This window comes from Streptomyces sp. Tue6028 (assembly GCF_002300165.1).
GTDB classification, from domain to species: domain Bacteria; phylum Actinomycetota; class Actinomycetes; order Streptomycetales; family Streptomycetaceae; genus Streptomyces; species Streptomyces siamensis.
Map to the genome: position 1 here is coordinate 416,143 of NZ_MLCE01000021.1, position 12,256 is coordinate 428,398.

12 protein-coding genes are annotated in these 12,256 nt (G+C 72.4%); 10 read left to right on the forward strand and 2 right to left on the reverse strand.

From position 1 onward, the window contains the following. The first annotated feature begins 440 nt into the window (after nucleotides 1-440). From ssd to BKI49_RS35905, 6 genes are all read left to right on the forward strand, one after another. A complete protein-coding gene (gene ssd, locus BKI49_RS20275) occupies nucleotides 441-1,535 on the forward strand; it encodes a septum site-determining protein Ssd (RefSeq protein WP_095935669.1) in 1,095 nt (364 codons plus the stop codon). Then, nucleotides 1,532-2,728, forward strand: a complete 1,197-nt coding sequence (locus BKI49_RS20280) for a TadA family conjugal transfer-associated ATPase (RefSeq protein WP_095935670.1) — start codon at nucleotides 1,532-1,534, stop codon at nucleotides 2,726-2,728. The genes ssd and BKI49_RS20280 overlap by 4 nt, the downstream gene beginning before the upstream one ends. Next, nucleotides 2,722-3,594 carry a type II secretion system F family protein gene (locus BKI49_RS20285; RefSeq protein WP_095935671.1) on the forward strand — a complete coding sequence of 291 codons (873 nt, stop codon included), beginning with the start codon at nucleotides 2,722-2,724 and terminating at the stop codon, nucleotides 3,592-3,594. The genes BKI49_RS20280 and BKI49_RS20285 overlap by 7 nt, the downstream gene beginning before the upstream one ends. Continuing rightward, the gene (locus tag BKI49_RS20290; RefSeq protein WP_095935672.1) at nucleotides 3,591-4,373 is read left to right on the forward strand and encodes a type II secretion system F family protein; all 783 of its coding nucleotides are present in this window, start codon (nucleotides 3,591-3,593) and stop codon (nucleotides 4,371-4,373) included. Before BKI49_RS20285 ends, BKI49_RS20290 begins: the two co-directional genes overlap by 4 nt. Nucleotides 4,374-4,513: 140 nt before the next feature. Further along, complete coding sequence (locus BKI49_RS20295; RefSeq protein ID WP_028799138.1) at nucleotides 4,514-4,693, forward strand: DUF4244 domain-containing protein; 180 nt, start codon at nucleotides 4,514-4,516, stop codon at nucleotides 4,691-4,693. 205 nt (nucleotides 4,694-4,898) lie between these two features. Further along, nucleotides 4,899-5,240, forward strand: a complete 342-nt coding sequence (locus BKI49_RS35905; RefSeq protein ID WP_095935673.1) for a TadE family type IV pilus minor pilin — start codon at nucleotides 4,899-4,901, stop codon at nucleotides 5,238-5,240. 40 nt (nucleotides 5,241-5,280) lie between these two features. On the opposite strand, the gene BKI49_RS35910 is transcribed toward BKI49_RS35905, so the two are convergent. Then, entirely contained in the window at nucleotides 5,281-5,583 is a 303-nt protein-coding gene (locus tag BKI49_RS35910; protein WP_257004891.1) for a hypothetical protein, read from the reverse strand. Between BKI49_RS35910 and BKI49_RS35915 the strand changes: the two genes are divergently transcribed. Then, nucleotides 5,561-5,905 (forward strand): Rv3654c family TadE-like protein, encoded by a 345-nt coding sequence (locus tag BKI49_RS35915; RefSeq protein ID WP_373557569.1) that lies wholly within the window; start codon nucleotides 5,561-5,563, stop codon nucleotides 5,903-5,905. The genes BKI49_RS35910 and BKI49_RS35915 overlap by 23 nt on opposite strands. A 120-nt stretch (nucleotides 5,906-6,025) precedes the next feature. On the opposite strand, the gene BKI49_RS20310 is transcribed toward BKI49_RS35915, so the two are convergent. Continuing rightward, on the reverse strand, nucleotides 6,026-8,479 hold the full coding sequence (locus tag BKI49_RS20310; RefSeq protein WP_179332509.1) for a DEAD/DEAH box helicase: 2,454 nt from the start codon (nucleotides 8,477-8,479) through the stop codon (nucleotides 6,026-6,028). Nucleotides 8,480-8,559: 80 nt separating this feature from the next. On the opposite strand from BKI49_RS20310, the gene bldG reads away from it, so the two are divergent. The 3 genes from bldG (at nucleotide 8,560) to BKI49_RS20325 (ending at nucleotide 12,156) form a co-directional block, all read left to right on the forward strand. Further along, a complete protein-coding gene (gene bldG, locus BKI49_RS20315) occupies nucleotides 8,560-8,913 on the forward strand; it encodes an anti-sigma factor antagonist BldG (protein WP_028799135.1) in 354 nt (117 codons plus the stop codon). Nucleotides 8,914-9,014: 101 nt separating this feature from the next. Then, on the forward strand, nucleotides 9,015-9,446 hold the full coding sequence (locus BKI49_RS20320) for an ATP-binding protein (protein WP_095935676.1): 432 nt from the start codon (nucleotides 9,015-9,017) through the stop codon (nucleotides 9,444-9,446). A 304-nt stretch (nucleotides 9,447-9,750) separates the two neighbouring features. Beyond that, a complete protein-coding gene (locus BKI49_RS20325; protein WP_095935677.1) occupies nucleotides 9,751-12,156 on the forward strand; it encodes a sodium-translocating pyrophosphatase in 2,406 nt (801 codons plus the stop codon). The last annotated feature ends 100 nt before the right edge of the window (nucleotides 12,157-12,256 follow it).

A 12,256-nucleotide genomic window follows, 5' to 3' on the forward strand; every position in this document is an offset into this window, starting at 1 on the left:
GGGACGACCCCCGCTCTCCCCCCCGGCGGGGGTCGTCGCATGTCCGGACGCATTTTCCCCCTCATTCGCACGGCCTCGGAGCCTCCTCGGCACCGCTCTGGCCGTGCTCTTCGCATGCCCATGATTCGTCACTGTGCGTAGCTGTGAGACTGCTCTGCGGAAGTCGCACAGGGGTCACCGGTATGGGTGAACGCGATATTCACAACCACTGAGTTGTCCACAGTTTTCGACCAAGATCCACATGATTTCCGGGCGCGCATCACTGTGATTCCAACGCGCTCCGCTCGCGGCGAGTTCATGGCCGGTTCCGATTGTGGTGCGCGTATGGCCGGTTCGTATCGGCGGTTCATATGGAGGCCGGTTGCCGGTTCTTCACACGAGCGGGATTCGCGGGGTCGCAGCGGACCCCGCGGCGCAAGCAGCGAAGGGGGCTGGAGATCGTGGTGGGAGCCATCACACATGACCGGCCGCCCGCCGCCGAGGGGCGGCAGGGCGGACCGTTGATCGTCACGGAGGACGCCGAACTGCTGGACGACCTGCTGCGGCTGTGCGCGGCGGCAGGCGCCAGACCGGAGGTCCATCACGGAGTTCCGGAGCGACGGGGCGCCTGGGAGGCGGCGCCTCTCGTGCTCGTCGGCGACGACGCCGCGCGGCGTGTGCGCGGGGCCGCGCGGCGGCGGGGAGTGGTGCTGGTCGGTCGGGATCAGGACGACTCCGGGGTCTGGCGGCGGGCCGTGGAGATCGGTGCCGACCACGTCCTGATGCTGCCGGATGGCGAACAATGGCTGGTCGATCGCATCGCCGACGTGGCCGAAGGAGTGGGTCCGCCCGCCCTCACCGTCGGCGTGCTCGGTGGTCGCGGCGGTGCCGGGGCGTCCACGCTGGCGTGCGCGCTCGCCGTCACCTCGGCGCGGGAGGGCAGGCGCACCCTGCTCGTCGACGCGGATCCGCTGGGCGGCGGACTCGACGTACTCCTCGGAGGAGAGGCGGCCGAAGGCCTGCGCTGGCCGGCGTTCGCCGCGTCCCACGGCCGGGTCGGCGGCGGCGCTCTGGAGGAGTCCCTGCCCGAAGTGCACGCGCTGCGCGTCCTGAGCTGGGACCGCGGTGACTCGGTCGCCATCCCGCCTCAAGCCGTCCGAGCGGTCCTGGCCGCCGCCCGACGGCGCGGCGGCACCGTCGTCGTCGACCTGCCGCGACGTGTCGACGAGGGCGTCGCCGAGGCCCTCGCCCAGATCGATCTGGGACTCATGGTGGTCCCCGCCGACCTGCGCGGGATCGCGGCGGCCGCGCGGGTGGCGGCGGCGGTGGGCATGATCCTGCGCGATCTGCGGGTCGCGGTGCGCGGGCCCTACGCGCCGGGCCTCGACGACCGGGAGGTCGCGCGACTGCTCGGCCTGCCCCTGGTGGGAGAAGTGCCCGCCGAATCCATGGCGTTGGACGGCGGAGCGCCGCCCGGCGGAGCGGCGCGGGGGCCGCTCGCCCGGTTCTGCACCGCCCTGTGGCAGCGGCTTCCGGCAGAGGGAGGGGGCGTATGAGCTGGGACCCCACGGCGGGCACCGACTGCGGCGCCGGACTGCTGGACGGCGTTCGCCGATGGCTCGCCGAGAGCGGCTCCGAGCCCACACCCGCGCGGGTGGCCCAGGCACTGCGGGAACAGGGCCGCGTGCTCGGGGACGCCGAAGTCCTCGGCGCGGCGGAGCGATTGCGATCCGAACTGGTCGGCAGCGGCCCGCTGGAACCGCTGCTCGCCGACCCCTCGGTGACCGACGTACTGGTGTCGGCCCCGGACCGGGTGTGGGTGGACCGGGGCGGCGGCCTGGAACTGACCGGCGTCTCCTTCACGGACGCGGCGGCCGTCCGGCGCCTCGCGCAACGCCTCGCGGCCGTCGCCGGACGCCGGCTCGACGACGCACGCCCCTGGGTGGACGCGCGGCTGCCCGACGGCACCCGCCTGCACGCGGTGCTGCCGCCGGTCGCCGTGGGCTCCACCTGCCTGTCCCTGCGGGTCGTCCGGCCGCGCGCGTTCACACTCGACGAACTGGTCGCCGCGGGCACCGTGCCGCCCGGCGGGGACCGGGTGCTGAGAGCGCTGCTCGACGCCCGACTGTCCTTCCTCGTCAGCGGGGGCACGGGCTCGGGAAAGACGACCTTGCTGAGCGCGCTGCTGGGTCTGGTCGGTCCCGGTGAACGGATCGTGCTCGCCGAGGACTCGGCGGAACTGCGCCCCGAGCACCCTCATGTGGTGCGCCTGGAGGGGCGCCCCGCCAACCAGGAGGGCGCCGGTCTCGTCGAGCTCCACGACCTCGTCCGTCAGGCACTGCGGATGAGACCGGACCGGCTCGTCGTCGGGGAGGTCCGCGGGCCCGAGGTCGTCTCGCTGCTGGCCGCGCTCAACACCGGTCACGAAGGCGGCTGCGGCACCGTGCACGCGAACGCGGCGGCGCAGGTCCCGGCCCGGCTGGAGGCGCTGGGCACGGCCGCCGGACTCGACCGAGCCGCCCTGCACAGCCAGTTGGCGGCGGCGCTGTCCGTGGTCCTGCACCTGGTACGGGACCGTGCCGGGCGGCGGCGCATCGCCGAGGTGCATGTGCTGGAGCGCGACGTGTCCGGGCTGGTGGTGACGGTACCGGCGCTGAGGTGGGGCCAGGACGCCTTCGTGTACGAGCGGGGATGGGAGCGGCTGAAGGGGCTGCTCCGCGACGGGACGCAGGGGAGCGGGTCGTGGTGACGGACATCGGTACGACGACGGTGGTGGTGGCCGTGGCGTGTGCCGGGGCGGCGGTCTGGTTGACGGGCGTCGGGGATGCGGCGGCGCGCAGGGCGTCGCTGCTGTGCCCGGGCGGGGGAGTGGTGGCACACGGCCCACCGCCGTGGGCGAAGGCGGTCACCGGATGGCGTCGGCTTCGAGCGCGACTGCGGGCCGAAGTGTGGGCGCCGGCCGCCGGATCGGTGATCGCTCTGCTGGGCGCGTCCGTCGTGCCGCTGTTTCTCGGAGCGGTCGCCGTGCCCCTGCTTCGACGGGTGCGGCGCTCCGCCGAGGCGAGGCAGGAGCGGGACCGGCGCGTCGACGCGGTCATCGCGCTGTGCGGTGCTCTTGCCGGTGAGGTGCGGGCGGGATGCCAGCCGGGGGAGGCACTGCTGCGGGCCGCACACGACTCGGGCGGGCTCGGCGAGGCACAGCCGGCCGTGCTGGCCGCCGCACGGTTCGGCGGAGACGTCCCCGCCGCGCTCACCGAGGCGGCGCGGCAGCCCGGTGCGGAGGGACTGGTGGGGCTGGCCGCGTGCTGGCGGGTGGCCGTGGACCGGGGCGCGGGGCTCGCGGCGGGGCTCGACAGGCTGGAGGGAGCGTTGCGTGCAGAACGCGATGAAAGAGCCGATCTCCGTGCCCAGTTGGCCGGACCGCGTTCCACGGCCGCGATGCTGGCCGCCCTGCCCGTCCTGGGCCTGCTGCTCGGCACCGCGCTGGGCGCCGACCCGCTGCACGTGCTGCTGCACACGGGCCCTGGACTCGGCTGTCTGCTCGTCGGCGGGGCGCTGGAGGGGGCCGGACTGTGGTGGGCGCTGAGGATCGTGAGAGGGGCGGAGAACGCATGATCGCGGACGTTGTCCACAGGCTGGGGGCAATGATGTGCGGGGCGCTGGCGCTCGGCTGGTCGGCCCATGCCCTCCACGCGGCACGCCACGAACGGAGAGTGCGCCGGAGACTCATCGCGCTGGCGAACTCGCGGGCAGCGCCCGTCCGACGGCGCCTCGTGAGGCCGCGTGGCGGACGGCGATGGGTGCCCGTGGTGGGCGCGGTGTGCGCCGGCTGGGTGCTGATCGGGGGCCTCGCCGGGGCGGCGATCGGGCTGGCCGCCGGATGCGCGGCCCGGCAGTGGCTGCGGCGCCGGCGGGCCGAGCCCGTGGAGGAGTACGACAGGGCGCATGCCGCCCGGCAACTCCCCTTGGCAGCGGACCTGGTGGCGGCCTGTATCGCGGCCGGTGCCGGCCCCGTGGTGGCGGCTCGCGCCGTGGGTGAGGCCCTGGGCGGGCCAGTCGGGGACCGTCTCGCACGGGGCGCGGCAGAAGTGCGGCTCGGAGGCGAACCGGCGCAGGCGTGGGCCAAGTTGGCGTCGATGCCGGGTGCTCCGGGCTTGGCGCGACTGCTGGAGCGGGCGGGCGACTCGGGTGTCCCGGCGGCGGCGCCGGTGGGACGGCTGGCCGCGGAGGCCCGCGCCGAGCGGGGGCGTGCGGCGACGGCCCGGGCACGAAGAGCGGCCGTCATGGTCACCGCACCCGTCGGCCTGTGCTTTCTGCCCGCGTTCCTCGCCATCGGAGTGCTGCCCGTGGTGATCGGGCTGGCCGGCGGGTTGCTGCACGGAGGAGGTGGGTGACGGGCGACGCGGTCGCCGAGCGGATTCGGTGGAAGGCGTGCGCGGCGGACACGGCGCACGGAAGGCGAACAACGAGACGGGAAGACACGGGGGTTGTGATGCGCAGGACAGTACGAGGTCTCGTACGAGGACCGGCACGGATGCGGGTGTGGATGCTCCGGCTGGTGCGCCGGGACACGGGAATGGTCACTTCCGAGTACGCGGTGGGGATCATCGCCGCCGTGGCCTTCGCGGCCGTGCTCTACAAGGTGGTGACGAGCGGGCAGGTCAGTGAGGAGCTGCAGGGCATCGTGGGGCGGGCGCTCGATGTCCGGATGTGAGGTGGCCGCACGTGGGGTCGCGGGGGACGACGGTTCGGCTCCGCGCCGGGCGGTTGCCGGGGACGAGGGTCTGGGCCCGCCCCACGCGGGCGTCGGGCGGCTGGACCTGGTCCCGGCCCGAGTAGGCGCCGGGCGTCGAGGTCCGGCCCCGCCCCGAGCGGGCGTCCAATGCGAAGGCCCTGGACAGCGGGGGGACCGGGGGTTCGTGACCGCCGAGGCCGCGGTGGTGCTGCCCTCGCTGGTGCTCGTCGGGATGTCCCTGGTCTGGGCCCTGTTGGCCGCGTCCGCGCAGATCCAGTGCGTGGACGCGGCGAGGGCGGGCGCCCGCGCGGCGGCCCGCCAGGACGCTCCGGACGCGGTGCTGGCGACGGCCCGACAAGCGGCGCCACGCGGCGCGAAAGTCGTGGTGCACCGCGAGGACGACCTGGTCCGGGTGACGGTGACCGCCCGTACGCCGGGCCCGGGCGCGCTCTCCGTGGACCTGAGCGACGAGGCCGTGGCACTGGCCGAGGAGACGGTGACGGCGCCGGGGGTGACGGGCGGATGAAGGGACGAGGGCGCGGCCTGGCCGCGCGGGCGCTGCGGCTTCACCGGCACCCTCGGAGTCCGTCGAGCTCCTCGGGTCGGAAGGTGCGGGGCTCCTCGGGCTGGGCGGCGTGGGGTTCCTCGGGCCGGAAGGCGCTGGACTCCTCGGGTCGGGCGGTGTGGGGTTCCTCGGGCCGGGAGGTGTGGGGTTCCTCGGGTCGGAAGGTGCGGGGTTCCTCGGGCCGGGCGGCGCGGGATTCCTCGGGCCGGACGGCGCGGGGTGCCTCCGACGCCGGGTCGGCGACGGTCTGGACGGTCGGGGTGATCACCGCGCTGTGCGTCGTGTTCGGAGCGGTCCTGGCCATGGGGCACTCCGTCGTGGTCCGCCACCGTGCGGCCGGGGCCGCCGACCTGGCGGCGCTCGCAGCGGCCGACCACTGGATGGACGGCGGCACGGGGGCCTGCGCGCTGGCGGAGAGGGTGGCGAGAGCGCAGGGTGCCCGGCTGGTCCGTTGCGGGGTCGAGGGTGAGGTCTCGGACGTGACGGCGACGTCGGGCCGGGGACCGTTCGCCGCGGAGGTCAGAGCCAGGGCGGGCCCGGCCGCCTCGCCCGACCTCGGGCAGCCGCCCGGGCCGTCCGCTGGTCCGTCATCCGGGCCGGCCCGCGCGGCGGCCGCTCAGCCGTAGGTGGCCGCTCGACCGGCTGTAGCCCGTCGGCGGTCGGCTGCCGGTGGCCGGTGGCCGGTGGCCGGTGGCCCGTGGCCGGTGCCGGCCCGGCCCGCGGCGCCCCGTCGGCCGTGCGCCGGTTCAGCTCTCCGGTGCCGCCCGCAGCAGCTCCGTGAGGAGGCGTACGGCACCTCTCTTGTGCAAGGGGTCGTTCCCGTTGCCGCACTTGGGGGACTGGATGCAGGACGGGCAGCCGGCATCGCACTCGCAGGACGCGATGGCCTGCCGGGTGGCGTCGAGCCAGGCGCGGGCCGTGTGGAAGGCGCGCTCCGCGAATCCCGCGCCGCCGGGATGGCCGTCGTACACGAAGACCGTAGGCAGGAGCGTGTCCGGGTGGAGGGGGACGGAGACGCCGCCGATGTCCCAGCGGTCGCAGGTCGCGAAGAGCGGCAGCATGCCGATCGACGCGTGCTCGGCGGCGTGCAGGGCGCCGCCGAGGATCTCCGGATTGATGCGGGCCGCGTCCAGCTGGTCCTCGGTGACCGTCCACCAGACCGCGCGCGTACGGAGCGTGCGGGGAGGGAGGTCGAGTTTCGACTCGCCCAGCACTTCACCGGTGATGACGCGCCGTCTGAGGAAGGAGACGACCTGGTTGGTCACTTCGACGGAGCCGTAGCACAACCGGCCGTCGCCCCAGGGGATTTCGACGTCGGTCTCCAGGACGGAGATGGAGGTGGTGTCGCGGGCGACCGTCGAGTACGGCGGATTGGCCTCCTCGACCAGGGCCACGGAGTCGTCCAGGTCCAGTGTGCGCACCAGGTACGTACGGCCCTGGTGCAGGTGGACCGCGCCCTCGTGGACCGTCGTATGGGCGGCGCCGGCGTCGACCGTGCCCAGCAGCCGCCCGGTGCCCGCCTCGACGATCTGGACCGGGCTGCCGCCCTCGCCGCGGATGTCGGTCAGGTCCGCGGCCCGCTCCCGTCGGGTCCAGTGCCAGGCCTTCGTGCGTCGGCGGAGGAGTTTCGCGGCCTCCAGCTGTGGCAGCAGGTCCGCCGCGGCGGGCCCGAACAGTTCGAGGTCGTCCTCCGTGAGGGGGATCTCGGCGGCGGCGGCGCACAGGTGCGGGGCGAGGACGTACGGGTTGTCCGGGTCGAGGACGGTGGATTCCACCGGCTGGTCGAACAGGGCCTCGGGATGGTGGACGAGGAATGTGTCCAGCGGGTCGTCGCGGGCGACCAGCACGGCCAGCGCGCCCTGGCCGGAGCGTCCTGCCCGCCCCGCCTGCTGCCACAGCGACGCGCGGGTGCCTGGGTAGCCGGCGATGACGACGGCGTCGAGACCGGAGACATCGACGCCGAGTTCCAGGGCGGTGGTGGCGGCGAGCCCGAGGAGCTCGCCGGAGTGCAGGGCGCGTTCGAGGGCGCGGCGTTCCTCGGGGAGGTAGCCGCCGCGGTAGGCCGCGACACGCCGGGCGAGGGAGCGGTCGACCTCGGCGAGGCGTTCCTGGGCGATCACCGAGATCAGCTCGGCGCCACGCCGGGACCGTACGAAGGCGACCGAGCGCACGCCCTGCACGGTCAGGTCGGTCAGCAGGTCGGCGGTCTCGGCCGTGGCCGTCCGGCGGACCGGTGCGCCCTTCTCGCCGTGCAGCTCGGTGAGCGGGGGCTCCCACAGGGCGAAGACCAGTTCACCGCGGGGGGAGGCGTCGTCCGCGACCTCGACGACGGGCAGGCCCGTCAGCCGCCCCGCGGCCACCGACGGCTCGGCGGCGGTGGCGGAGGCCAGCAGGAAGACGGGAGAGGCGCCGTAGCGGGCACACAGGCGGCGCAGGCGGCGCAGCACCTGGGCGACGTGGGAGCCGAAGACTCCGCGGTAGGTGTGGCACTCGTCGATGACGACGTAGCGCAGGGCGCGCAGGAAGGAGGACCAGCGGGGATGGGGGGGCAATATCCCGCGGTGGAGCATGTCGGGGTTGGTCAGGACGTAGTTCGCGTACTGGCGCACCCACTCGCGTTCCTCGACGGGAGTGTCCCCGTCGTACACGGCTGGGCGTACGGCAGTGCCCAAACTTTGTGAAAGTTCCTTCACGGATCGACACTGGTCGGCGGCGAGGGCTTTCGTCGGCGCCAGGTACAGAGCGGTCGCGCCACGGCCGTTCGGGGCCTCCGAGCCGTCGAGCAGGGCCGTCAGGACGGGCGCGAGGTAGGCCAGGGACTTGCCCGAGGCCGTGCCGGTGGCGACGATCACCGACTCGCCGTCCAGGGCGTGCTCGGCGGCCCGTGCCTGATGGGCCCAGGGGTGTTCGATCCCCGCGGCCTGCACCGCGGCGATGACCTCCGAACGGATCCGGTCGGGCCAGACGGCATGCCGACCCTCGCGCGGGGGCAAGTGCTCCGTATGAGTGATGCGCGAAGCCCGGCTCGGCCCCGAGGCGAGCCGGTCCAGGACCGTGCCTGGCGAGGGGCGGGAAGCGGTGTCCGTCGAGGATCGATCGGATCGGTGATTCTTGGCCATCGGCACCGAGTGTGTCACTGGCGTGACGGACAATGGGCCTAAGGCGTCGTGCACGCCTGCCGGTAAGTGATTGAATGCCATCGCGGCTGGCGAACCGTCCCGGGGGCTCTGCCGAGGTGTCCCATGGGGCGACCGCTCGATAGCAAGGTGCTGGAGGATCCGTGGACCTGTCCCTGTCGACTCGCAATGTGTCTGGCCCTAACGGCGACCGCACGGTCGTCGAGGTCGGCGGCGAAATCGATGTATATACCGCGCCCAAGCTGCGCGAGCAGCTGGTCGAGCTGGTGAACGACGGCAGTTTCCACCTCGTCGTCGACATGGAGGGCGTGGACTTCCTCGACTCCACCGGCCTCGGCGTCCTGGTGGGCGGCCTGAAGCGTGTCCGGGCCCACGAGGGCTCACTGCGCCTGGTCTGCAACCAGGAGCGCATTCTGAAGATCTTCCGTATTACCGGTCTCACCAAGGTGTTCCCCATTCACACCTCGGTGGAGGAGGCGGTCAACGCCACCGACTGACCGCCGGTCTCCCCGGGACGCGCGCCCGGGTTCGCAGAAGCGGGGGTCCGGGCCCGCGGCCCGGCCCCCTGATGGCACGCCCGTAGTTCCGAGGGGGATGCATGGCCACCGTTGAACTCCGCTTCAGTGCGCTGCCCGAGCACGTCAGGACCGCCCGACTGGTGGCGGCAGCGGTGGCGCGCAGGGCCGGGGTGGACGAGGCCGTACTCGACGAGGTCAGGCTCGCCGTCGGCGAGGCCTGTTCTCGTGCCGTCGGACTGCACCAGAGCAGCGGTATCTCGGCGCCGGTGCGGGTGATGCTGATCGAGGACGAGAAGCAGTTCTCCATCGAGGTCGGTGACGAGGCTCCGCGGGCGCTGCCCGGCGGCGCGTCGTCCGGCGCCGCCCCCGGCGACGCGGAGGCCGAGGAGGACGAGATGGGCCTCGCGGTCATCAGCGGCCTCGTCGACGATCTGGAGGTTTCCGCCGGGGAGAACGGCGGACTGATCAGGATGAGCTGGCCGACCACGCCGCCCGCCACGCTCGCCTCCTGACCGCGCGCAGACCTCCTCGACCGCACGCGCAACACCCTGAAGGGCCCTGCTGAGCAGGGCCCTTCTGCATGCGCCGCCCCGCGCCCGCCTTTTCGTGAATGAATTCACGATCCCGTGCGCGATTATTTGATCAAGAGTCAACGCCTTTAGGGCATTACCTCTTTTGGGTTCCATGAACGCCCGTCGATCATTTGCTGAAGAGCATGTGAAGGCCAATTCCGTTTACCGCGCACTGTTTTGATCAGGTTCCGGTACCTACAATCCGTCCACATCTTGAGCTCAGCACAGGCGTCAAGGAGGACGAATGGCGGGGCTTTCTACCCCTCATCAGTTTGACCACCCCACAACCTTCGCAGCCGCAGTACTGACAGACGACAACCGGCTCATCGTCATGGTGATCGGCGCCGTCGCACTGGCAGCGCTCGTGGTCGCCGGAGTCCTGGTGCGCCAGGTGCTCGCGGCGGGCGAGGGCACCGACAGCATGAAGGAGATCGCGGCGGCGGTGCAGGAAGGCGCGAATGCCTACCTGGGCCGGCAGATGCGCACGCTCGGCGCATTCGCCGTCGTGGTGTTCTTCCTGCTCATGCTGCTACCCGCGGACGACTGGAATCAGCGCGCCGGCCGATCGATCTTCTTCTTGATCGGCGCGGCGTTCTCGGCGACCACCGGCTATATCGGTATGTGGCTCGCCGTACGGAGCAATGTCCGCGTGGCCGCTGCGGCAAGGGAAGCGACCCCGGCGGAGGGTGAGCCCGAAAAGGATCTCACCGCCGTCTCGCACAAAGCCATGAAGATCGCTTTCCGCACGGGCGGCGTCGTCGGCATGTTCACGGTGGGGCTCGGTCTGCTGGGCGCCTCCTGCGTGGTGCTGGTGTACGCGGCCGACGCGCCGAAGGTCCTGGAGGGCTTCGGTCTCGGTGCCGCGCTGATCGCCATGTTCATGCGTGTCGGAGGCGGCATCTTCACCAAGGCCGCCGACGTCGGCGCCGACCTGGTCGGCAAGGTCGAGCAGGGCATTCCGGAGGACGACCCGCGCAATGCCGCGACCATCGCCGACAACGTGGGCGACAACGTCGGAGACTGTGCGGGCATGGCGGCGGACCTCTTCGAGTCGTACGCCGTCACGCTCGTCGCCGCGCTGATCCTCGGCAAGGTGGCGTTCGGCGACTCCGGACTCGCGTTCCCGCTGATCGTGCCCGCCATCGGTGTGATCACGGCGATGATCGGCATCTTCGCGGTCGCGCCCCGGCGGTCCGACCGCAGCGGCATGTCCGCGATCAACCGTGGCTTCTTCATCTCCGCGGTGATCTCGCTGGCGCTGGTGGCCGTGGCCGTCTACGCCTACCTCCCGGCGAAGTACGCCGACCTGGACGGTGTCACCGACGCGGCGATCAAGGCCAAGGACGGAGACCCGCGGATCCTCGCGGTCGTCGCCGTGGCGATCGGCATTGTGCTGGCCGCGCTGATCCAGCAGCTGACCGGCTACTTCACGGAGACCAACCGCCGTCCGGTCCGGGACATCGGCAAGACGTCGCTGACCGGCCCGGCCACCGTCGTCCTCGCCGGTATCTCGGTGGGCCTCGAATCGGCCGTCTACACCGCCCTGCTGATCGGCCTCGGCGTCTACGGGGCCTTCCTGCTCGGCGGTACGTCGATCATGCTGGCCCTCTTCGCGGTCGCCCTGGCCGGCACCGGCCTGCTCACCACGGTCGGTGTCATCGTCGCCATGGACACCTTCGGTCCGGTGTCCGACAACGCGCAGGGCATCGCGGAGATGTCCGGCGACGTCAAGGGCGCGGGCGCACAGGTCCTCACCGACCTGGACGCCGTCGGCAACACCACGAAGGCCATCACCAAGGGCATCGCCATCGCCACCGCCGTCCTGGCCGCCTCGGCCCTCTTCGGCTCGTACCGGGACGCGATCGTCTCGGCCGCGAACGACGTGGGTGAGAAGGTCTCCGGCGCGGGTGCTCCGATGAACCTGATGATGGACATCTCGCAGCCCAACAACCTGGTGGGCCTGATCGCGGGCGCCGCGGTCGTCTTCCTCTTCTCCGGACTGGCGATCAACGCGGTCTCGCGGTCGGCGGGATCCGTGGTGTACGAGGTGCGGCGGCAGTTCCGCGAGCACCCCGGGATCATGGACTACACCGAGAAGCCCGAGTACGGGCGCGTCGTCGACATCTGCACCAAGGACGCGCTGCGCGAACTGGCCACGCCCGGCCTGCTCGCCGTGCTCACCCCGATCGCGATCGGGTTCACGCTCGGGGTCGGCGCGCTCGGCTCCTTCCTCGCGGGCGCCATCGGCACCGGCACGCTGATGGCGGTCTTCCTCGCCAACTCCGGCGGAGCGTGGGACAACGCGAAGAAGCTCGTCGAGGACGGTCACCACGGCGGCAAGGGCAGCGAGGCCCACGCCGCGACAGTGATCGGCGACACGGTCGGCGACCCCTTCAAGGACACCGCAGGCCCCGCGATCAACCCGCTGCTGAAGGTGATGAACCTGGTGTCGCTGCTGATCGCGCCGGCAGTCGTCAAGTTCTCGTACGGCGACGACAAGAACGTCGGGGTACGGGTGCTCATCGCCGTCCTCGCGCTCCTCGTGATCGTGGGCGCGGTGTACATCTCCAAGCGGCGCGGAATCGCCGTGGGTGACGAAGAGAACGCGGAACGGTCGAGCAAGTCGCCCGATCCCGCGGTGGTTTCGTAGCTCCCGCGTCCCACCCCGCACAGGCATGCGTTCGCGTGCCTGGTCAGGTGCGGGCCACAGGGCGGGCGGGCGGCGCGTCGGTACGCGCCGCCCGCCCGCC

Bases quoted from the DNA above. Each gene is read 5' to 3' on its own strand.
- BKI49_RS20290 (WP_095935672.1), top strand. From the start codon at position 3,591: ATGATCGCGGACGTTGTCCACAGGCTGGGGGCAATGATGTGCGGGGCG.
- BKI49_RS20320 (WP_095935676.1), top strand. From the start codon at position 9,015: ATGGCCACCGTTGAACTCCGCTTCAGTGCGCTGCCCGAGCACGTCAGG.
- BKI49_RS20280 (WP_095935670.1), top strand. From the start codon at position 1,532: ATGAGCTGGGACCCCACGGCGGGCACCGACTGCGGCGCCGGACTGCTG.
- BKI49_RS20325 (WP_095935677.1), top strand. From the start codon at position 9,751: ATGGCGGGGCTTTCTACCCCTCATCAGTTTGACCACCCCACAACCTTC.
- BKI49_RS20295 (WP_028799138.1), top strand. From the start codon at position 4,514: ATGCGGGTGTGGATGCTCCGGCTGGTGCGCCGGGACACGGGAATGGTC.
- BKI49_RS35910 (WP_257004891.1), bottom strand. From the start codon at position 5,583: ATGGCCAGGACCGCTCCGAACACGACGCACAGCGCGGTGATCACCCCG.
- BKI49_RS20310 (WP_179332509.1), bottom strand. From the start codon at position 8,479: ATGGCATTCAATCACTTACCGGCAGGCGTGCACGACGCCTTAGGCCCA.